Genomic DNA, 19736 nt, shown 5'->3' with positions numbered 1-19736 from the left:
AGCAGCCGGCCCTCGGCCACCAGCGCCCACGCCAGCAACCCGAAAGCGCCGGTCGACGCGACGGCCCGAACCACGTTGCCGCGTACCCAGGTGCTCAGAACTCCCATCCGCCTATTGCGCCCGTTGCCGTGCGCGCTGATCAAACGCGATCGCGGTCACCGGGCCGGAGCGTGGGCGGCGAGCGGGTTGGTGAGGGTGCCGACGAACTGGAGCGCCGCCGACGGGTCGGCCAGATCGATCATCTGCTGGTTGTTGCGCAGTTGCAGCCGGTTGAGGCAGGAGAGCGTGAACTCCGGGGCGAACAGGTCGTAGTGGCGGACCCGCTCGGCCAGGTGCGGCACCCGGTCGAAGTAGTCGGCGGCGCTGGCCGCGACAGTGCGCCAGAAGTCGTCCTCGGCGAGAACACCGGCCTCGACCAGGACCGCGTTGAGGTGCCGCAGGAAGCAGTCCACCACGTCGGTGAAGATGCTCAGCAGCTTGGTGTCGTCGGGCACCTCGACGCGGATCCGCTCCACCGCCGCCGGCAGCTCGACCCTGTCGCTCATCACCGCGATCTCCTCGGCGATGTCCTTGAAAATCACCCGCTGGACGGTGTCCTGCTCGTCGAGGACCAGGATGACGTTCTCGCCGTGCGGCATGAAAGCCAGGTCGTGGGCGTAGAAGCTGTGCAGCAGCGGGGTCAGGTAGGCGTCCAGGTAGCGGCGCAGCCACACCTCGGGCGCCAGGCCGGACCGGGCGATCAGCGCCGCCGCCAGTGAGCCGCCCTCGTCGTCGACGTGCAGCAGCGCGGCCATCGTGGACAGTCGCTGCCCCGGCGCCAGCTCGGGCACCGGGCTCTCCCGCCACAGGGCGGCCAGCATCTTGCGGTACGGCGAGGTGCGCTCGGTCGCCGCCTCGTACTGCCGGTGCCGGTAACCCACGGCGGCCCGCTCCCGGATGACGGTCAGGCCGGTGCCGGTCAGCACCTCGTCGGCGGCGATCAGGTCGGCCAGCCAGTCGTTGATCGCCGGGGTGGCCTCCATGTACGCGGCCGACAACCCGCGCATGAAGCCCATGTTCAGCACCGACAGCGCGGTCTTGACGTAGTGCCGCCCCGGCTCGCTGACGTTGAAGAAGGTGCGGATGGACTGCTGGGCGAGGTACACGTCCGGCCCGGGGCCGAGGTGCACCAGCCGCCGCTCGGCCAGCTCACCGGCGAAGGTGACCGCCAGCTTGTTCCACCACTGCCACGGGTGCGCCGGGATCAGGTGGTAGTCGGCGAGGTCCAGCCCGAGATCGGCCATCGTGGCCGCGAACCGGGCCCGGGTCTCGGCGTCCAACTCGCTCTCGATGAGCGTGTCGTAGTCGAGGTCGGCGGCGCTGCTGAATGTGGAGTGGTCCCGGTGCGCGGCCAGCCACTCCAGCCGCACCGGCGCGGCGGCCTCCGGGGCGTACCGGTGGTACTCGTCGACGCCGAAGCCGAGCCGGCCGTTGTTCGCCACGAAGCAGGGGTGGCCCTCGGTCATCGAGGTCTCGATGGTCTGGAAGTCCGCCTCGGCCAGCTCGGCGGCGTTCGGCGCGGCCTGGGCCAGCTTGTACGCCGTACCCGCCAGCGTCGAGGTGATCTCCTCCAGGTAGACCGGGAGCACCCGCGCGGAGAGCCCGAGGGTGTCGCGCAGTTCGACGATGAGGTCCACCGCGTCCGGGGTCAGCGAGGTGCCGTCGCGGTGTCGGGTGATGCTGTCCGCGTCGATCTGCCAGTGCGCCAGGGCGAGCACCCGCGCCGCGAACCGGTAGGTGACGGTGCCGTCGTCGCTGGGGATCTCGTACCACTGCCGGTCGTCGGGGCCGGCCACGGCCTGCGGGGTGAGCAGCCGCTCGTGGGTGAACTCGGCGAGCGCCTTGCGGACCAGCAGCCGGTTGGCCCGGGCCCAGCGCTGCGGGGTGAGGTGCCCGACCGGGTCGCCGGAAATGTGGTGCGCGGTGGCGACGGGCGGATGGGTGGGGACGGCGGTGGTGGTCACGCCGGGGCTCCTTCGGTTCGGTCGGCGGCGGCGCGGTCGGCGGCGGCCTGGAACTGGGCTCGGGTGCAGACGCTGAGCAGCGCGTCCTTCTCCGGCTTGGCGATCGGGCCGACGACAGTGAAGCCGACGGCGGCGTTCAGCGCGTGCACGGCGGTGTTGCGCACGTCCGGTTCGACCACCACCCGCCGGGTCGTCGGGTCGTCGAAGAGCCACGCCATGACGGTGCCGATCACCGCCCGGGTGAAACCGTGCACTGGCGCGTCGACCGGCGCGCAGAGGAAGTGCATGCCCACGTCACCGGGCTGGTGGTCGTAGAGGCCGACCAGCTCGACGTGGGCCGGGTCGTAGCGCTCCGCGAGGAAGGCGGGACTCCCCCGCCACAGACCGAGGTACGCGTCGTGGTGCCGGTGCCCGGCGATCCGCTGGTACTCCTCGGTGACCTGGGCCAGATCGGCGTCCTGCATCATCCAGAACGCCGCCTTCGGGTGCGTCACCCAGGTGTGCAGGAGCGCCGCGTCGGCGTCCGGATCGAGCGGCCGCAGCGCGAACTCACCGAGACTGTCGTCGGCCCGGGTGAAGACGGTGGTCACGACGACACCCCGAACTCCTGGAAGGTGATGCTCTTCTCGATCGGGTAGTGCTCCCGGCCGAGCAGCTCGCGGATGATCCAGGAGTTGCGGTAGGCGCCCATGCCCAGGTCCGGTGAGGTGATGCTGTGCGTGTGGGTGCCCGCGTTCTGCAGGAAAATGCCCCGCCCGCCGTGGTCGATGCTGTAGTTGCGGGCCACGTCGAAGCGGCCCTGCGCGTCCCAGCGGATCCGGTCCCGCACCGGCGCGAGGAACTCCGGCACCCGGTAGTGGTAGCCGGTGGCCAGCACCAGACCCTCGGTACGCAGGGCGAAGTCGCGTTCCTGCTCCACCTGACGCAACCCCAGCGTGTACTGCCCGTCCTGGTGCTCGGCGCTGACCAGCTCGGTGTTGGTGAGCAGGCGGGTGTTCACCGGCCCGTCGACGCTGAGCGCGTAGAGCAGGTCGAAGATGTCGTTGATCAGGTCGGCGTTGATCCCCTTGAACAGGCCCTTCTGCTCGGACTCCAGCCGGTAGCGGGTCGCCTCGGGCAGCGCGTGGAAGTAGTCCACGTAGTCCGGTGAGGTCATCTCCAGCGTCAACTTCGTGTATTCGAGCGGGAAGAACCGCGGCGAACGGGTCACCCAGTTGAGCTGGTAGCCGTACCGGTCGATGTCGCCGAGCAGGTCGTGGTAGATCTCGGCGGCGCTCTGCCCGCTGCCCACCACCGTGATGCTGCGCTTCGTGCGCAACGCCGAGCGGTGCTCCAGGTAGTGGGAGTTGTGCACGGCATCGCCCGGCAGGTCGGCCACGGCCGGGGGCAGGTGCGGCGGGGTGCCGGTGCCGAGCACCAGGTGCCGGGCCCGGTACTCGACGGTCTCGCCCGTGCCCGTGCTGGCCCGCACCACGTACCGCTCGTCGGCGGGGTCGTACTCCACGGTTGTGACGCTCTGACCGAAGCGCAGGTTCGGCAGTTTCGCCGCCGCCCACCGGCAGTACGCGTCGTACTCGCTGCGCAGCGGGTAGAAGCTCTCCCGGATGTAGAACGGGTAGAGCCGGCCGATCTCCTTGAGGTAGTTGAGGAAGGAGTACGGCGACGTCGGGTCGGCGAGGCTGACCAGGTCGGCGATGAACGGGGTCTGCAACCGGGCCGACTCCAGCAGCATGCCGGGGTGCCAGGCGAGGCTCGGTCGGGCCTCCAGGAACACCCCGTCGAGCTCGTCGATCGGCGCGGTGAGGCAGGCCAGGCCCAGGTTGTACGGGCCCAACCCGATGGCGATGAAGTCGTGGGTGGACATCGGGGTCTCCAGGCGCGGGTTCGAGGTCACCGGCGTCAGCCGACGTGGCAGGTCAGGCTGGCGTCGGCGTGGTCGTGCACGTACTGGCCGGCGTGGGTGGCGATCAGGTCGAGCACGTACCCGACGTCGTCGACTGTGGTTTCCGGGTTGAGCAGTGTGAACTTCAGGAAGTGCCGGCCGTCCACCCGGGTCCCGGCGACCACGGCGAGACCGGACGCCGCGAGGGCCTCCCGGGCGTGCAGATTGGCGGCGTCGGCCAACTCGCGGCCGGGGCCGGTGGGCAGGTAGCGGAACACCACGGTGCTCAGCTCCGAGCGGGTCACCACCTCGAAGCGCGGGTCCTCGCTAACCAGTCGCCAGGCGTCGGCGGCCCGGTCGACGACCTCGTCGAAGAGCCCGCCGAGCGCGTCCGGGCCCATCACCCGCAGGGTGAGCCAGAGCTTCAGCGCGTCGAAACGGCGGGTGGTCTGCAAGCTCTTGTCGACCTGGTTGGGGATGCGCTGCTCCACCATCCGGGCCGGGTTGAGGTAGTCGGCGTGGTAGGTGACGTGCCGCAGCGTCCGCCGGTCGCGGACCAGCAGCGCGCTGGAGCTGACCGGCTGGAAGAACGACTTGTGGAAGTCAACGGTGACCGAGTCGGCCCGCTCGATGCCGTCGAGCAGCTGCCGGCGCGTCGGCGAGACGAGCAGACCGCAGCCGTACGCGGCGTCCACGTGCAGCCACACGCCGGCTGCCGCGCAGATCCCGGCCAGGTCGGTGAGCGGGTCGATCGAGCCGAAGTCGGTGGTACCGGCGGTGCCGACGACGGCCATCACCACCAGCCCGGCCTGGCGGCACCGGGCGATCTCCTCGCGGACGGCGGCCGGCCGGATCCGTCGCCGGGCGTCGGTGGGCACCGCGATCACCGCGTCCGGGGCGAGGCCGAGCAGTTTTGCCGACTTCTGCACGCTGAAGTGACCGGCGGCGGAGGTGAGCACGCGCAGTCGGGGCAGCAGGTCGGCGCGCGCTGCGGGGCCGATGGCGTCGGCGCACGCCTCCTCCCGGGCCAGCAGCAGAGCCTGGAGGTTGGACTGGCTGCCGCCGCTGGTGAAGATGCCGTCGGCGCGGGGACCGAGGCCGATCCGCTCGGCCGTCCAGTCGATCAGCCGGCGCTCGATGAGGGTGGCCCCGGCGCTCTGGTCCCAGGTGTCCAGCGAGGAGTTCACGGCGGTGAGCACCGCCTCACCGAGCAGTGCCGGGATGGCCACCGGGCAGTTGAGGTGGGCCAGGTAGCGGGGGTGGTGGAACCAGACGGCGTCGCGCAGGTAGACGTCCTCCAGCTCGTCGAGGGCGGCGCCGGCGTCGCCCAGCGGCCGGTCCAGGTCCACCTGGTCGACCAGGGGGGCCAGCTCGACCGGCGTGATTCCGGTGCCGGGACGGTCCACCGTGGCCACCCGCCGGGCGACCCGGTCGACGCCGTCGGCGATCGTCCGGCGGTACTGCTCGACCGAGCCACCGTGCAGCAGCTGGGCCCGCGCGGCGGTTGACGCCGGTGGCGGCGTGGTGGTCTCGACGGGGTACGTCGGCACGGTCACTGGTGGTCCTTCCACGTTCTGGACGAGGGCAGCCGGAACCCACCCCGGGCGCGGCGGTGCGCCCGGGGATGTGGTGTTCGTCAGCTGACCTTCTTCGCGTTCCGGATGGCGGTGGCGAGGTTCTCCAGCAGCGGTGCGGAGCCGGCGTACGAGAAGCGGGGCACCGCGTCCCACGGGCTCACCTGGTTGGCCTTGACCGCCGGCAGTTGCTGCCAGGTCGGCTTGGCCGTGAGGTCCTTGGCCTGCAGCGCGGTGCCGCGGTTGTCCAGCAGGATCAGGTCTGCCGGGAACTTGCCGGCGCTCTCCCAGCTCAGCGCCTCGAAGTAGTCGCCGGATTCGAGCTTGGTGGGGACCACGATGTCGACGCCCAACTCGGCGAAGTACATCAGGTCGGTGCTGACCTTCGGGTTGGAGACGTAGAAGAGGTCGGGGCTGCCGGAGCAGGCCATCACCTTGATCCCGGGGTTGGCCTTCACCGCCTGCCGGACCGCCTCGGCGGCGGCGTCGAAGCGGGCCTTTCCGTCGGTGACCTTCTTCGCGGACAGGTCCGCGCCGAGCGACTCGGCCAGCGCCGCGTACCGCTCGATGGGCTTGGTCATCGGCACCCGGGCGGTGGTGATCGCCACGCTGGGCGCCAGCGGGAGGATCTTGGCCTTGCTCTCGTCCGGCACGTACCAGAGCGCGTCCGGGTCGTACATGTGGGTGACCAGCAGTTCGGGGCGCAGCGCTGCGTACTTCTCCAGGCTGAACTCGCCCCACACGTTGCCGAGGATCTCGACGCCCTCGACATCAAGGTCGCCGGCCTGCGGCTCGGCCGTACCGTCGGCACGCTTGGTCTCACCGAAGACGCCCACGAGCTGCTTGTCGAGACCGAAATCGATCAGGGCCGCCGCCACCCCGGTGAAGGCCACCACACGGGCCGGACGGGCTGCGGCCTCCACCTTCGTGCCGCGGTCGTCGGTGAACGACCAAGGACCACTTCCGTTGCCGGCGGCGGGTTTCGCGGCGTCGTCAGTGCCACAGGCGGCGAGCAGGGTGGCCAGCGTGGCGGCGCCACCGGCGGCCAGCAGGCCACGGCGGGAGAGGCGGCGGGCGGACAGGGCATCGGGCATGGTGTTGTCTTTCGATCAAGGGTTGGCCGGGGTCGACCGGGGCAGCGGGGTTAGGTTAGCCTAACCTCGGTCATTGTCAACAGCGGTACGCCGTGTCGCCACCACCCCGGAGCCCACACTGGACGCCACACCCACCGTCACCCGACCGGCACCGCGCGTGCCAGCCAGGGCGACGGCCGCACCCCCGAGCCGGCGTGGCCGTCGGGCAGCCCGCGCCGCCGGCCTGGTCACCGCCGTGGCACTGCTCGCGGTGATCGTGGTGCTCAGCATCGCGGTCGGCGCGAAGGCCATGCCGCTCGCCGACGTCTGGTCCGGGTTGCTGCACCGCGACGCCACCGAGTACGCGGTGGTGCACCGGATGCGCCTGCCCCGCACCCTGCTCGGGCTGCTCGCCGGCACCGCCCTCGGTGTGGCGGGCGCTGTCATGCAGGCCCTCACCCGCAACCCACTCGCCGACCCCGGACTGCTCGGCATCAACGCTGGCGCGTCCGCGGCCGTCGCCACCGCCGCCGCGTTCCTGGGCGTCACCGCCGTCGGCGGGTACGTCTGGTTCGCGCTGCTCGGCGCGGCGGCGGTGACCGCGCTCGTCTACACCGTCGGCGGCGGACGCGGCGCGACCCCGGCCCGACTCGCGCTGGCCGGGGCGGCGCTCAACGCCACCCTCTACTCCTACGTGAGCGCGGTGATGCTGCTGGACACCGCGTCGCTGGAGCGGCTGCGTTTCTGGACTGTCGGCTCACTGGCCAGCGCGGACTCCGCGACAGTGACCCGGGTGCTGCCGTTCATCATCGTCGGGCTGCTGGTCACGCTCGGTGCCGCCCGTCCGCTGAACGCGCTGGCGCTCGGCGACGACGCGGCGCGAGCCCTCGGCGCTCGACCCGCGCTGATCCGCGCCGCCGTGATCGTCGCCGTCACCCTGCTCTGCGGCGCGGCGACCGCCGCGTGCGGACCGATCGTCTTCGTCGGGCTTCTCGTGCCACACCTGGTCCGCGCCCTGACCGGCCCGGACCTGCGCTGGCTGCTGCCGTACTGCGCGGTGCTCGCACCCGCGTTGCTGCTCGGCGCCGACGTGCTCGGCCGGGTGCTGGGCCGCCCCGGAGAACTCCAGGTCGGCATGGTGACCGCCGTACTGGGCGGCCCGCTCTTCCTGTGGCTGGTCACCCGCCGAAGGGTGGCCCAACCGTGACTGTCATTCGTACTTCATGGGGGTTGTCGCTGCGGTTTCGGCCCCGCGCGTTGGGTGTCGGGGCCGGCGCGGCGGTGCTCGCGGCCGGGTTCGGTGTGGTGGCCCTGGGCAGTGGTGACTACCCGATGGGTCCGGCGGACGTGGTGCGCACGCTGACCGGCGGTGGCACTGTGGCGGAGCAGTTCATCGTGCTTGAGCTGCGCCTGCCCCGGCTGGTCACCGCCCTGTTGGTCGGTGCGGCGCTGGCTCTCGCCGGCACGGTGTTCCAGTCGCTGGTCCGCAACCCGTTGGGCAGCCCGGACATCCTGGGCTTCACCCAGGGCGCGTCGACCGGGGCGCTGGTGGTGGTCGTCCTCGGTGGCAGCAGCCTGGCGTTGGCCGGCGCGGCGGTCGTCGGTGGTCTCGGCACCGGCCTGGTGATCTACGCGCTCGCCTGGCGGCGCGGGGTGCACGGCTACCGACTCATCCTGGTGGGCATCGGCGTGTCCGCGATCCTGACCGGCGTCAACGGCTACCTGCTGACCCGGGCGCCCCTGATGGAAGCCGCCCGCGCGGTCCTCTGGCTCACCGGCAGCCTGGACGGGCGAGGCTGGGCCAGCGCCGGTCCGCTGCTCGCCGTCCTGGTCGTGTTGGCGCCGCTGGTGCTCGTCGGCTGCGCCCCGGCGCTGCGGATGATGGAGTTGGGCGACGACGCCGCCAGCGCCCTGGGCGTGCCGGTACGCCGACTGCGCCTGGTGCTGCTCGCCGCCGCCGTGCTGCTGGTCTCGTTCGCGGCGGCCGCCGCCGGGCCGGTGTCCTTCGTGGCGCTCGTCGCCCCGCACGTGGCGAAACGACTGACCCGGGCCCCGGGTCCGAACCTGCTGCCGTCGATGGCCGTCGGCGCGGCGCTGCTGGTCGGGGCCGACCTGGTGGCGCAACGCGCGTTCGCCGGGCACCAACTCCCGGTCGGCGTGGTGACCGGCGTGATCGGCGGCGGTTACCTGGTCTGGCTGCTGGCGATGGAACGTCGGGCGGGCCGGCTGTGAACACCAGTGACGCCCTTGAAGGAGCACCCATGCGACCCGGCGATTCCCGACTCGGGGGCACCTCGCTGACCCTCGCCTACGACCAGCGCACCATTGCCGAGAACCTGACCGTGGCAGTGCCCGACCGGTCCTTCACCGTCATCATCGGCCCGAACGCGTGCGGCAAGTCCACGCTGCTGCGCGCCCTGTCCCGGATGCTGCGCCCCAGCGCCGGCGCGGTACTGCTGGACGGACGGGACATTCACGACATGCCGGCCCGCAAGGTTGCCCGTACGCTCGGCCTGCTGCCGCAGTCGTCGATCGCACCGGACGGCATCAGCGTCGCCGAACTGGTCGCCCGGGGCCGCTACCCCCATCAGGGGCTGCTGCGGCAGTGGTCCCGCGAGGACGAGCGGGTGGTCGAGGAGTCGATGGCCGCGACCGGGGTCGACGACCTCGCCGACCGGGCCGTGGACGAGTTGTCCGGCGGGCAGCGGCAGAGGGTCTGGATCGCCATGGCGCTGGCCCAGCAGACACCCCTGCTGCTGCTCGACGAGCCGACCACGTACCTCGACATCGCCCACCAGATCGAGATCCTGGACCTCTGCGCCCGCTTGCACGAGGAGCAGGGCCGCACCCTTGTCGCGGTGCTGCACGACCTGAACCACGCGGCCCGCTACGCCACCCACCTGATCGCCATGCGCGACGGACGCGTGGTGGCCGCCGGGGAGCCGGCGTCGGTGGTCACCGCCGACCTGGTGGCGGAGGTGTTCGGGCTCCCCTGCCGGGTGATCGACGACCCGGAGACCGGCACCCCGCTGGTCGTCCCAGCGGCCCGACGCCGCGCCACCACGCTGGCCCCGGAGCCGGCATGAGGACGGGACGCTTCCGGGACCGCTGGGGAGTGCCGCACCTGCGGGCCGCCGACCCGCTCGCGCTGGCGGTGGCGCAGGGCCGGGTGACAGCGTACGACCGGGCCTGGCAAATCGAGGTGGAGCGGCACCGCGCCCGGGGCACCAGCGCGGCGTTCCTCGGGCCCGACGCGCTCGGCTGGGACCGGTTCGTCCGCCAGGTCCGGCTCGACGACACCGCACGCCGGTGCCACGCGGCACTGGACCCGGCGACCGCCGAGTGGGTGGGCGCCTACGTGGACGGCGTCAACGCCGCTCTCGACGCCGGGGCGGCCCGGTCACCGGAGTTCGCCGCCACCGGGCTGAGCCCGGGTCGGTGGGAGCCGTGGACGCCGCTCGCGGTCTGGCTGGGCCACCACATCCTGTTCGCCGGGTTCCCCGGCAAGCTCTGGCGCGAGCACGTGGCGCAGCGGCTCGGGCCGGACGCCGTCGACAGCTTCGCCACCGACGGGCCGGCCGTGGCCGGCAGCAACGGGTGGCTGCTCGCCGCCGAGCGCACCGGCACCGGGGCCGCGCTGCTCGCCGGCGATCCGCACCGGTTCATCGAGGATCCCGGCGTCTACCAGCAGATCCGGCTGGCCTGCCCGGAGTACGACGTGGTCGGGTTGGCGGTGCCGGGCGTGCCGGGCATCGCGCACTTCGGGCACACCGGTCCGGTGGCCTGGGCGATCACCAACGCGATGGCCGACTACCAGGACGTGTACGCGGAGCGGCTGCGCCGCGACGGCCCCCGGGTCCAGGCGCTCGGCCCGGACGGCTGGCGCCCTGCGCACCGCCACGTCGAGATGATCGAGGTGGCCGGGGCGGACCCGGTCGAGGTCGAGGTGGTGGAGACCGACCGTGGTCCGGTGATCGCCGGTGGGCCGGACGATGAGAGTGCCGTCAGCCTGCGCTACCCGCCCCGGGTCCGGGGTGACCTCGGCTTCGCGACGCTGCCGGAGCTGCTGCGCGCCCGCACCGTGGCCGACGTGGACCACGCGCTGCGGCGCTGGGTGGAGCCGGTCAACGTGGTGCAGGCCGCGGACACCGCCGGAGGGCTGTTGCACCGGGTGGCCGGGGCGGTGCCGGTACGGCACCCGGAAAACGGCCGGCGGGTGGTCCCCGGATGGGACGCCGCGTACGCCTGGCAGGGCTGGCACGCGCCGATGCCCCGTGCCGAGGTGCACGGTCGGGCGGTGATGGCCAACGAGCGCGGGCTGGCGGCGCCGCTCGGGGTGGAGTTCGCCCCACCGCACCGGGCGCGTCGCATCGCCGAGCTGCTCGACGCCCGTCCGGCCTGGACTGCCGACGAGATGGCAGCGGTCCACACCGACACGTACCTTGGCGCGGCCGGGCCGTTGCTGGCGGTCCTCGCGGAGTCGACGGGGCTCGGTCCGGCCGCGGCCGCGCTGCGGGAACGACTGCTGCGCTGGGATCGCCGGATGGCCGCCGACAGCACCGACGCGGCGGCCTACGCCATCCTGCGGGCGGCTGTCGTACGCCGGATCGCCGCCCACCCGGCGCTGGCCGCGTTGGCCGAGCTGCCCGCGTACCCCGAGGTGTTCGCGCCCTGGCTGGCGCTGACGCCGCGGGTCGGTCACGCGCTGGAGCACCTGCTCGGCGCGAGCCCGTTGCCCGGTGTGGACATCGCCGCGCTCGTGGGCGCGGCGGCCGAGGAGGTCGCCGACGCGGCGGCCGAGCCGGTGCTCTGGGGGGACCTGCACCGGCTGGCGGCGTGGCGGGCCCTGCCCGGCCCGGACACCGGGCCCGGCCCCCGGCTCGACGGGGACCACGACTGCGTGTTGGCCACCTCCAGCGTGCCCGGGGTCACCCACTGGTGCTTCCGGGGGCCGGCGGCGCGCTTCGTCTGGGACCTGGCCCGCCGCTCGGACAGCCGCTGGGTGGTGCCCCTGGGCGCCTACGGGGTGCCCGGCGACCCGCACCACGACGACCAGAGCGCCGCCTGGCTGGCCGGCGACCTGCTGCCGGTCAGCACGGACTGGGACCAGCTCGTCGAGGAACTCCACTGACGGCACCGGCCGCCGCTCGGGGTGATTCACGCACCCCGACCGGCGGCCGGTCACCACGCTGTCAGCGCAGGCCGAACGCCCGGCTGATGCTCTGGCTCACGGTGTTGCCGGCGCTGTCACGCGCCGTGGTGCGCAGGCTCACGAAGCCGACCTTCGCCGGTGCGGCCAGCGAGGTGCGCCAGCCGTCGCCGTGCCGGGTCAGCCGCTGCTTCTGCCAGGTCGCCCCGTCGTCGTAGGACACCTCGACGGTCACCGCACCGATCCTGTTGGTGACGCCGGGCAGGTGGGAGGCGACAACGGTCAGCGGTGCACGTCGCGACGCCCTGCCGGCAGAGTCGATGGCCACCTGGTAGTCCAGCTGGATCATCGGCAGCACCCCGGCCGACTCCTCCCCGGTGACCGCCGAGTGGAAGCCCCACTCGGTGCGGGTCTGCCGGGAGTACGGGTTGGTCCACGCGGCCCTGTCGTTCTCCACCACGAGCCGGTACGGCAGTCGCTGCTGGGCCAGCCCGGGAACCTGGAGGTACTCGGCGTTCCCCCAGTCCAGCTCCTTGTCGCCCTGGTAGAGGGTGGTCCGGTTGACCATCTTGTAGTTCGCGTACGCCTCACCGATGTGGCCGCCCCCGTCGCCCCACCCGGGCGCGGGCAGGTAGACGGTGTCCAGGTAGCGGACCGGCACGTAGCTGCCGCCCATCCGGGGTCGCTGGATCGGCCCGAACCAGGTGACGGCGCTCGGCTTGCCGGCCGGGTACGTGGTCGTCGCCATCAGGTGCTGACCGGTCTCGCCGGCGATGAACGCGTCGTCGACCCACCGTTGATCGGCGCTCACCCAGTCGGTGCGGCGGCCCTGCGCCGGTGCCGGCTCCTGGTTGCTCGACGCCCAGCCGCGCCAGATGTCGGTGCGGAACTCCAGCGCCTTGCCCTGCCGGTAGTTGCGGAACTCCACGTCGACCCGGGCCAACTGCCGCTTCGTGGGCCGGTAGGTGAGGTCGGCCGGCACGTTACCGGTCCAGTGGTGCGCCACGTCGTACAGGTAGGTGGTCTCCGGGTGCGACTCGACGGTGAGCCGCACCGCGCCCCGCTCCAGCGCGGCGATGAGCTGCCCACCCTCGTCGGCGCCGAGGGTCGCCACGGTCACTGGGGCCGGGCTCTCCGGGCTCCACGGCGCCTCGTCCCACGGCTGGAGCCGACCGATGCCGTCGTTCACCACGAGCAGCAGCTTCGCCCCGGCCGCGGCGGCGGCATGCGCCTGGCTGGCGATGTCCACACTGTCACTGCGGCGCACCACCACGGCCCGGTCCCGGACCGGCCGCTTGGCCAGCCCCGCCGCCGACGCGTCGGCGACGTAGACCGCGTCCAGCTGACGCCGGCCGGCCGGCAGCGCGGGGGTCGCCCGCTTCACCAGCAGATCGTCGTACGAGCGACCGCCGGCCGAAACGGTAAGGGCCGGCTGCTCCAGCCGCCACCGGGCACCGAACTCGAACTCGCCGTCGGTCACCGGACGGCTCGTCGGCAACGCCCACATGCTGTCGTACGAGTCGTCGGGCAGCACCTGGCTCTCGGTGAGACCGTTCTTCGTGGACCGGTGAATGTCCATCCGCAGCGCGCTGGCGGTGGCCTCCTGCGGCACCCGGGCCTGCACCTGTCGGGCCGCGCGCGCGTCCAGGGTGACGGTGCGGTCACGGTCCAGGAACACGTCGGTGAAGCTGAGCATCGCCATGCCCTTGGAGTGCGGCCCGTGCACACCCCGCACGTCCGCGGAGATCCAACCGTTCCAGCTTCCCACCGGCAGCCGCAGCGTGGCGGTGCCGCTCTCGGGCAGGTCCACGGCCGTGAAGAGGGTGTCGGCGGTGAGGATGACCTTGCCGACGAGCGGCTTGCCGTCGCGGTCCTTGGCAACCAGCGTCAGGTTCTGCCGCTGACCCTCCTTGCCGGCGCCGATCAGGGTGCGCCCACGCACCGCACCGGTCTCGTCGGTGGCGACGATCATGCCGCTGACCTGCTTCTCCACCGGCAGCTTGTCGTACGCGGCGGTCACCGTCACGGTGGCGGCGCCGCCCGCGGGCACTGTCACCCGGTCGGCGGAGAGCGCGAACAGCCCGGCCGGCGCGGTGGCCGCGTCGAGGGCCAGGTTCAGGTCGACCGACGCGCTGCCGAGGTTGGTGTAGGTGACCGTACGGTCGACGGTCGCGCCCGGCTGCTGCGGCCACGCCTGGAAACCGGAGTAGGCGCTCGGGGTGGCGAAGACGGTGGCGTGCGCGGCGGCGACGGCGTCGACCCGGCCGGCACCCGCCTGGTACGGGGTGTAATCGGGGGTGGCCTTCACCGAGCTGACCAGCGCTTCCTTGATCCGCTGACCGGTCCAGTCCGGGTGCGCGGCGGCGACCAGCGCGGCCGTGCCGGCCACGTGCGGGGTGGCCATCGACGTGCCGCTCATCAGCGTGTAGTCGCCGGAGCCGCCCCGCACGAGGTGCGAGCGGGCCGCCAGGATGTCCACGCCGGGGGCGGTGATCTCGGGCTTGAGCCCGCCGTCGCCGGCGCGTGGCCCCTGGCTGGAGAAGTCGGCGAGGTGGTCGGTGTCGTCCACGGCGCCCACTGTGAGCGCGGAGTTGGCGGCACCCGGGCTGCCGATGCTGGCCGGGCCGCTGTTGCCGGCGGCGATCACGAAGAGGGCGCCGGTCTCGGCACTGAGTCGCTCGACCGCCTGGCTCATCGGGTCGCTACCGTCGGTGGCCTCACCGCCCAGGCTCATGCTGACCACCCGGGCCTTCTGCTCACGGGCCGCCCACTCCATGCCGGCGATGATCCACGAGTTCTGTCCACTGCCCTCGCTGTTGAGCACCTTGCCGATGTGCAGCCGGGCACCCGGGGCGACGCCCCGCTCGGCGCCACCGGACGCGGCGCCGGTGCCGGCAATCGTCGAGGCGACGTGCGTGCCGTGGCCCTTGTAGTCGAGGATGTCGGGCTCCTCGGGCACGAAGCTGCTGGACTCGGCGATCTGCCCGACGAGATCCGGGTGTTCGGCATCCGCACCCGAGTCGAGCACCGCGACGTCGACACCGGTCGCGGTGTTGCCCTCGGCCCACAGCTTTGGCGCGCCGATCTGCGCGGTGGACTCGGTCAGGTCCGCGTGCACCCGGCCGTCCAACCAGACCTTGGCGATGCCGTTCGCCAGGGTCGGGGCGTCACCCGTACGCCGGGTCGAACCGGCGGTCAGCGCGGTCCAGAACCGGTCGGCGGTGGCACGCTGGCGGGTCAGCGCCGCGCCCTGCACGCTGTCCAACTGGCGGACCAGCGTGGCGCCGTCGACTGTGGGGCGGGTGCGGTTGCGGGCCGCCGCGTCGGTCATCGTGACGATCAACGGAAGCGCGTCGGTGTGCGCGTCGTCGTAACCGTCGGCGATGAGGTCGGTGACGTTGAACAGTTGCCGGTCCAGCACGCCGCTCGTCACATAGGACAGCACGGCGTCCGGGTAGACGTAGGTGTCGCCGTCGCGCACGGTGCGGTGGAAACTCGGGGTGCTGCCGTCCGGCCGGCGCACTGTCGACACCGTGCTGCCGTCCGCCGCGGTGGTGACGGTGACCGTGTCACCGGTGATCAGGGTGACGGTGGACGCGCGTCCGGCGGCGGCCGGGGGTATGCCCGCCGGGCGGTCGGGGTTGTTCGGCGGGGCGGCGGCCGCTCCCGCGCCGGGTGGGGTAAACCCGGCCGCCAGGGTGAGGGCGGCGCCGAGGGCGATCAGCCCGGATCGGCGGCGCCGGTGAGACAGAGCCACGATGACCTCTTTGTGTCGAGAAGTGGTACGCACCACAGCATCGACGCAGATCCCACCGGCACCGCGCCCCCAACCCCGACGCACCTACGCCATGGCACAACCCCGCCACCCCCGCCCCCGCGCGCCCCGACCCCACTCTGCCGCGCCGATCTTGCACTTTCTGTCCCGACCAAAGTCGCGAATCGGGACGCACCGGCAACCGTAAGTGCAAGATCGACGCCGGGATGGAGGGGGCGCGAGGGCGAGGGAGGGAGGGAGGGAGGGAGGGGGAAAGGTTGGGGTTGGGAGGTTAGGCGGGGCGGGTCAGTTTGGCTAGGGCGTCTAGCTGGGTGGGGTCGGAGAGGGCGGAGCCGACGGCCACCACGCGTACGCCCGCTTGCAGGAACGCGCCGGCGTTGCTGGCGTCCAGGCCGCCGGTGGCGACGAAGCGCAACTGCGGCAGCGGGCCGGCGACGGCCTTGAACCAGGCCGGCCCGAGGGCGATCGCGGGGAACGCCTTGAGCCAGGTGAGGCCGTGCCGCAGTGCCTGCTGGGCCTCGGTCGGGGTGGCCACGCCGGGCAGGTGCGGCAGGCCACGTGCGGCGGCGGCGTCGGCGACCGCGAGGTCCAGGCCGGGCGCGACGGTGAACCGGGCGCCCGCGTCGGCCGCCGCGGCGACCTGTTCGACGTCGAGCACGGTGCCGGCACCGACGATCCGGTCGCGCTCGGCCCCCGCCTCGACGGCGGCCCGCAGCGCCGGCACCGCGTCGGCGGTGGCCACCGGAACCTCCACCACGTCGATGCCGAGGTCCCAGGCGCGCTCGGCGAGCCGAACGGTCTCGGCGACCGGCAGGCCGCGCAGGATCGCCATCACCCGGGCGCCGCCGAAGATGTGATCGAAGTCCGGTGTGGTCATGGTGCACTCCATCCGATGTCGCGGTGGGACTGTTGCTGCTGGTCGGGTCGCAACCCGGCGGCCCGGCTCAGGTCGTCGCCCCCGGCTGGGTCAGGTCGAGCGGCGACCAGGCGTCGGCGGGGGCGTCGACGAGTTTCTCGAACCAGGTCCACGGCGGTACGGGGGCGTTGTCGCCGCTGCTCGTCAACGCCTGGGCCGCGACGAGGTGGCCGAGGCGCAGCCGCCGCACCGGGTCGAGGTCGCGTAGCAGCCCGGCGAGGTAACCGGCGGCGAACGCGTCTCCGGCGCCGACCGGCTCCACCACTGTCACCCGGGGCGCGGACACGAAGACCGGTTCGGCGTCGCGGACCAGTGCGGTGGCGCCCACCGCGCCGTCCTTGACCACCACCGTCTGCGGATCGGGCAACAACTCGCGTACGGCGGTCGGGTCGGTGGTGCCCCAGAGGGTCTCCGCCTCGTCCTGCCCGACGAAGACGAGGTCGCAGCGGTTGGCGAGGTCGCGTAGCACCGGTGCGGCCTGCTCGGCGGACCACAGTCGGGCCCGGTGGTTGACGTCGAAGCTGACCAACGCCTGCGCCAGCGGCCGGTCGGTCACCGCGTGCTCGACAAGCGCCCGGCAGGACGCGGAGAGCGCCGGGGTGATTCCGGACAGGTGCAGCACCCGGGCACCGGCCAGCGCCGGGTCGGCCAGCGTGGCAGGGTCCATCCGGGCAGCCGCCGAACCGGCCCGGTAGTAGTGCACGGCGGTCCCCTGCGGACCGGGGTCCTTGACGTACAGGCCGGTGGGGGCGGTCGGGTCCACGCAGACCTGGTCGACGCGGACGCCGGCGGCGGCGACGTGCCGGACGACGGCCCGACCGAAAGGGTCGTCGCCGACCCGGCTCACCCAGGTCGTCACGTGTCCCAGGCGGGCCAGGTAACCGGCCACGTTGGACTCGGCCCCACCGACCGAGACGGCGACCCGCTCGGCGCGCTCCAGCGGCTCTCCCGGCGCGGGGCAGAGCACCACCATCGTCTCCCCCACGGCGACCACCTCGATCGATGGAAGGCCGGCCGGAACAGTCGGCTGGTCAGGTCGGGGGGCGGTCGGCATCGGGCACACGTCCTCGCGGCGGGGTGCTGGGCGTCGCCGAGCCTAGGTGTCCCGCGCGGGACGGGCAACCCGTCATACGTCACACCGGTCAGGGCAACGTCAGCCCGTACGCGGCCAACACCTCCGCGATCGGCTGGTAGTAGGTGGTGCCGCCGGCAGTGCAGTTGCCGGTGCCGCCGGAGAGGATGCCGAGGATTTTGCCGGTGGAGGCCACGTAGAGCGGTCCGCCGCTGTCCCCCGGTTCGGCGCAGATGTTGGTGCGGATCAGGCCGTAGATCACGCCGGTGGCGTAGTTGACGGTCTGGTTGAGACCGGTGACGGTGCCGCAGCGCACGCCGGTGGTGCTGCCACTGCGGCACACCGCCTGACCGATGTACGCGCTGCCGGGGCCATTGATGGTCACCAGGCCGGGGTAGGTGTAGACCGCGCTCGGGTGGGCGATCCGGCCGGTGTAGCGGATCAGCCCGTAGTCGTTGGTGGGGTAGCTGGTTGCGGTGCGGGTGCCGAGCACCGTGGTCTGGGCGCTGTCGGTGTACCAGGTGGCGGCGGCGGTGGTGCAGTGCCCGGCGGTGATCACGTAGTAGGTGCTGCCGCTGCGCGCGTTCGCGCCGAGCGAGCAGCGCGCGCCACCCCCGCCGTAGATGCCCTGCCCGCCGGCGATCAGCGGGCGCAGGGTTCCGGGTTCGCGGCGCAGCAGCACGCCGGCCCGGTCGGTCACCAACCGCAGCGCGGCCACCTCGCTGGGGGCCACTGTGTCGTCGACGGTGAGGGTCATCCGACCGGTGGCGGGGTCGAGACCCCAGGCGGTGCCCGCGGTGCGTACCCCGGTCAGCGTGGCCGTCGGATCGGCGGCGGGCGCGGCGGCCCGGTCGGGGACGGCGGCCTGCGCCGCGCCAGGAGCGACGAGCAGCAGGGCGGTCAGGACGAGGGCGACCAGCGGGGAGCGGCGCATCCGAACCTCCGAAGAGATCGAGACTATTGGATGCGGTCAAGCATCGCCCGGCCTCCGACGCCCTGGCAACCTCCGGCCGCCCGCTTCCCCGACCGGCGGGAATCGTCGATCCGGGGACGGGCCGCGCCGGCACCGCCGATAATCCTCGAAGACACGGCGGGAGGCCGGGCATGAGCACCGGAGGCACCGCGGCACTGGTACGCCGGCCGGACGGGTCGACCCGGGCCACCTTGCTGGAGTTGCTCTTCGACGTGGTCTTCGTGGCGGCCCTCGCGCTGACCTCGACGCTGTTGACCGAGGCCCTTTCCTGGTCCGGCGGCGCGAAGGTGCTGCTGATGTTGACGGCCATCTGGTGGACCTGGTCGGTCACCGCCACCACCACCGAGTTCTACGACCCGCAGCAACGCCCCATCCAGGCCATCCTGATGATCGCCATGGTCGGCTCGGTGGGGATGGCGGCGTCCCTGCCCATGGTCACCGACGGGCACGCGTTGATCTTCGCGGTCGCGTACGTCGGTACGCACGTTTCTCGCGGGATCATCCTGATCACGACGCTGCTGCGGCAGCGCCACCGGGCGGCCACGATCCGGGCCACCCGGTTCCTGTTCTGGTTCGTGGTGTCCGGCGTCTTCTGGATCACCGGCGGGGTGACCGGCGACGTGAACTGGCCGCTCTGGACCATCGCCATCGCGATCGACCTGCTCTCCGCGGCGGCCCGCTACCCGACACCCCGGCTGGGCCGGGTGCCGATCGACCAGTACGAGCGGACCACCGGGCACCTGGGCGAGCGGTACCAGCAGTTCGTGATCCTGGCCCTCGGCGACATCATCCTGGTGCCCACCATGCGGGTCAGCCGCACCGATCTCGACGGCGTCCGGGTCACCGCGTTGTTCTGCGCCTTCGGCCTCATGCTGCTGATGTGGCAGGTCTACGTCTTCCGGGCCGGCGAGTTGCTGGAAGCCGGGGCGAGGGCGGGCCGGCCGGCGCGGGTGGCCCCGTACACCCATCTGGTGATGCTGGCCGGCGTGGTCGGCACGGCGGCGGCGTTCGACCTGGTCGTCTCGCAGCCGACCGGGACGACACCGGCGCGGTGGCTCCTGCTGATCATCGGCGGTCCGATCCTGTTCGTGGTCGGCCGCGCGCTGTTCACCCTGCTGGTGTCGACGAAGGTGCCGTGGTGGCGGATGAGCTGCCTGATCGCGCCGCTGCTGGTGCTGCCCTGGGCCGGCCACTGGCCACCGGTGCTGGTCACCGTGGTCGTGGCGCTGGGGCTGACGGCTCACGTCCTGCTCCCTGGAGCGGCCCGGGAGACCACGCCGGGCCTGCGGTTTCGACAATCCGCCGACTGACCCTGCTCA

General features: G+C 72.6%; 14 protein-coding genes. 5 read left to right on the top strand and 9 right to left on the bottom strand.

The window, feature by feature from the left end; translation table 11 throughout:
* Positions 1-155 precede the first annotated feature (155 nt).
* From ABZU43_RS13175 to ABZU43_RS13155, 5 genes are all read right to left on the bottom strand, one after another.
* A complete protein-coding gene (locus ABZU43_RS13175; protein ID WP_355006788.1) occupies positions 156-1952 on the bottom strand; it encodes an IucA/IucC family siderophore biosynthesis protein in 1797 nt (598 codons plus the stop codon).
* Positions 1953-1999: 47 nt separating this feature from the next.
* Complete coding sequence (locus ABZU43_RS13170) at positions 2000-2593, bottom strand: GNAT family N-acetyltransferase (RefSeq protein ID WP_355006744.1); 594 nt, start codon at positions 2591-2593, stop codon at positions 2000-2002.
* Complete coding sequence (locus ABZU43_RS13165) at positions 2590-3867, bottom strand: lysine N(6)-hydroxylase/L-ornithine N(5)-oxygenase family protein (protein WP_355006787.1); 1278 nt, start codon at positions 3865-3867, stop codon at positions 2590-2592. Before ABZU43_RS13165 ends, ABZU43_RS13170 begins: the two co-directional genes overlap by 4 nt.
* 35 nt (positions 3868-3902) lie before the next feature.
* Positions 3903-5441 carry an aspartate aminotransferase family protein gene (locus ABZU43_RS13160; protein ID WP_355006743.1) on the bottom strand — a complete coding sequence of 513 codons (1539 nt, stop codon included), beginning with the start codon at positions 5439-5441 and terminating at the stop codon, positions 3903-3905.
* An 80-nt stretch (positions 5442-5521) separates the two neighbouring features.
* A complete protein-coding gene (locus ABZU43_RS13155; protein WP_355006742.1) occupies positions 5522-6553 on the bottom strand; it encodes an ABC transporter substrate-binding protein in 1032 nt (343 codons plus the stop codon).
* A 157-nt stretch (positions 6554-6710) separates the two neighbouring features.
* Here ABZU43_RS13155 and ABZU43_RS13150 point away from each other — a divergent pair, with 157 nt between their 5' ends.
* From ABZU43_RS13150 to ABZU43_RS13135, 4 genes are read left to right on the top strand one after another with little or no spacing between them, the layout of a single operon-like run.
* Positions 6711-7739: an iron chelate uptake ABC transporter family permease subunit gene (locus ABZU43_RS13150; protein WP_355006786.1), complete on the top strand. Its 1029-nt coding sequence runs from the start codon at positions 6711-6713 to the stop codon at positions 7737-7739.
* Positions 7736-8764 (top strand): iron chelate uptake ABC transporter family permease subunit, encoded by a 1029-nt coding sequence (locus ABZU43_RS13145; RefSeq protein WP_355006741.1) that lies wholly within the window; start codon positions 7736-7738, stop codon positions 8762-8764. The genes ABZU43_RS13150 and ABZU43_RS13145 overlap by 4 nt, the downstream gene beginning before the upstream one ends.
* A gap of 29 nt (positions 8765-8793) precedes the next feature.
* Positions 8794-9618, top strand: coding sequence for an ABC transporter ATP-binding protein (locus tag ABZU43_RS13140; RefSeq protein WP_355006740.1), 825 nt, complete (start codon positions 8794-8796; stop codon positions 9616-9618).
* A complete protein-coding gene (locus ABZU43_RS13135; RefSeq protein WP_355006739.1) occupies positions 9615-11663 on the top strand; it encodes a penicillin acylase family protein in 2049 nt (682 codons plus the stop codon). The genes ABZU43_RS13140 and ABZU43_RS13135 overlap by 4 nt, the downstream gene beginning before the upstream one ends.
* A 61-nt stretch (positions 11664-11724) precedes the next feature.
* Here ABZU43_RS13135 and ABZU43_RS13130 read toward each other — a convergent pair whose 3' ends face one another.
* The 4 genes from ABZU43_RS13130 to ABZU43_RS13115 all read right to left on the bottom strand — a co-directional run bounded on the left by ABZU43_RS13130 (position 11725) and on the right by ABZU43_RS13115 (position 18378).
* Positions 11725-15438 (bottom strand): S8 family serine peptidase, encoded by a 3714-nt coding sequence (locus tag ABZU43_RS13130; protein WP_355006738.1) that lies wholly within the window; start codon positions 15436-15438, stop codon positions 11725-11727.
* Positions 15439-15727: 289 nt separating this feature from the next.
* A complete protein-coding gene (locus ABZU43_RS13125; protein WP_355006737.1) occupies positions 15728-16333 on the bottom strand; it encodes a bifunctional 4-hydroxy-2-oxoglutarate aldolase/2-dehydro-3-deoxy-phosphogluconate aldolase in 606 nt (201 codons plus the stop codon).
* A 67-nt stretch (positions 16334-16400) separates the two neighbouring features.
* The gene (locus ABZU43_RS13120) at positions 16401-17426 is read right to left on the bottom strand and encodes a sugar kinase (protein ID WP_355006736.1); all 1026 of its coding nucleotides are present in this window, start codon (positions 17424-17426) and stop codon (positions 16401-16403) included.
* An 88-nt stretch (positions 17427-17514) separates the two neighbouring features.
* Positions 17515-18378, bottom strand: coding sequence for a S1 family peptidase (locus ABZU43_RS13115; protein ID WP_355006735.1), 864 nt, complete (start codon positions 18376-18378; stop codon positions 17515-17517).
* A gap of 170 nt (positions 18379-18548) precedes the next feature.
* On the opposite strand from ABZU43_RS13115, the gene ABZU43_RS13110 reads away from it, so the two are divergent.
* Positions 18549-19727: a low temperature requirement protein A gene (locus ABZU43_RS13110; protein WP_355006734.1), complete on the top strand. Its 1179-nt coding sequence runs from the start codon at positions 18549-18551 to the stop codon at positions 19725-19727.
* Positions 19728-19736: the final 9 nt, after the last annotated feature.

Origin of the sequence: Micromonospora sp. NPDC005205 (genome assembly GCF_040608275.1) — a bacterium.
Taxonomy (GTDB): domain Bacteria; phylum Actinomycetota; class Actinomycetes; order Mycobacteriales; family Micromonosporaceae; genus Micromonospora.
Note: the sequence above shows the minus strand (reverse complement) of the source record. Positions and strands in the feature narration are given on the sequence as shown.

Excerpts from the sequence above, each read along its gene's own strand:
- ABZU43_RS13115 (WP_355006735.1), bottom strand. The coding sequence starts at position 18,378 with ATGCGCCGCTCCCCGCTGGTCGCCCTCGTCCTGACCGCCCTGCTGCTC.
- ABZU43_RS13110 (WP_355006734.1), top strand. The coding sequence starts at position 18,549 with ATGAGCACCGGAGGCACCGCGGCACTGGTACGCCGGCCGGACGGGTCG.
- ABZU43_RS13125 (WP_355006737.1), bottom strand. The coding sequence starts at position 16,333 with ATGACCACACCGGACTTCGATCACATCTTCGGCGGCGCCCGGGTGATG.
- ABZU43_RS13135 (WP_355006739.1), top strand. The coding sequence starts at position 9,615 with ATGAGGACGGGACGCTTCCGGGACCGCTGGGGAGTGCCGCACCTGCGG.
- ABZU43_RS13155 (WP_355006742.1), bottom strand. The coding sequence starts at position 6,553 with ATGCCCGATGCCCTGTCCGCCCGCCGCCTCTCCCGCCGTGGCCTGCTG.
- ABZU43_RS13120 (WP_355006736.1), bottom strand. The coding sequence starts at position 17,426 with ATGCCGACCGCCCCCCGACCTGACCAGCCGACTGTTCCGGCCGGCCTT.
- ABZU43_RS13140 (WP_355006740.1), top strand. The coding sequence starts at position 8,794 with ATGCGACCCGGCGATTCCCGACTCGGGGGCACCTCGCTGACCCTCGCC.
- ABZU43_RS13165 (WP_355006787.1), bottom strand. The coding sequence starts at position 3,867 with ATGTCCACCCACGACTTCATCGCCATCGGGTTGGGCCCGTACAACCTG.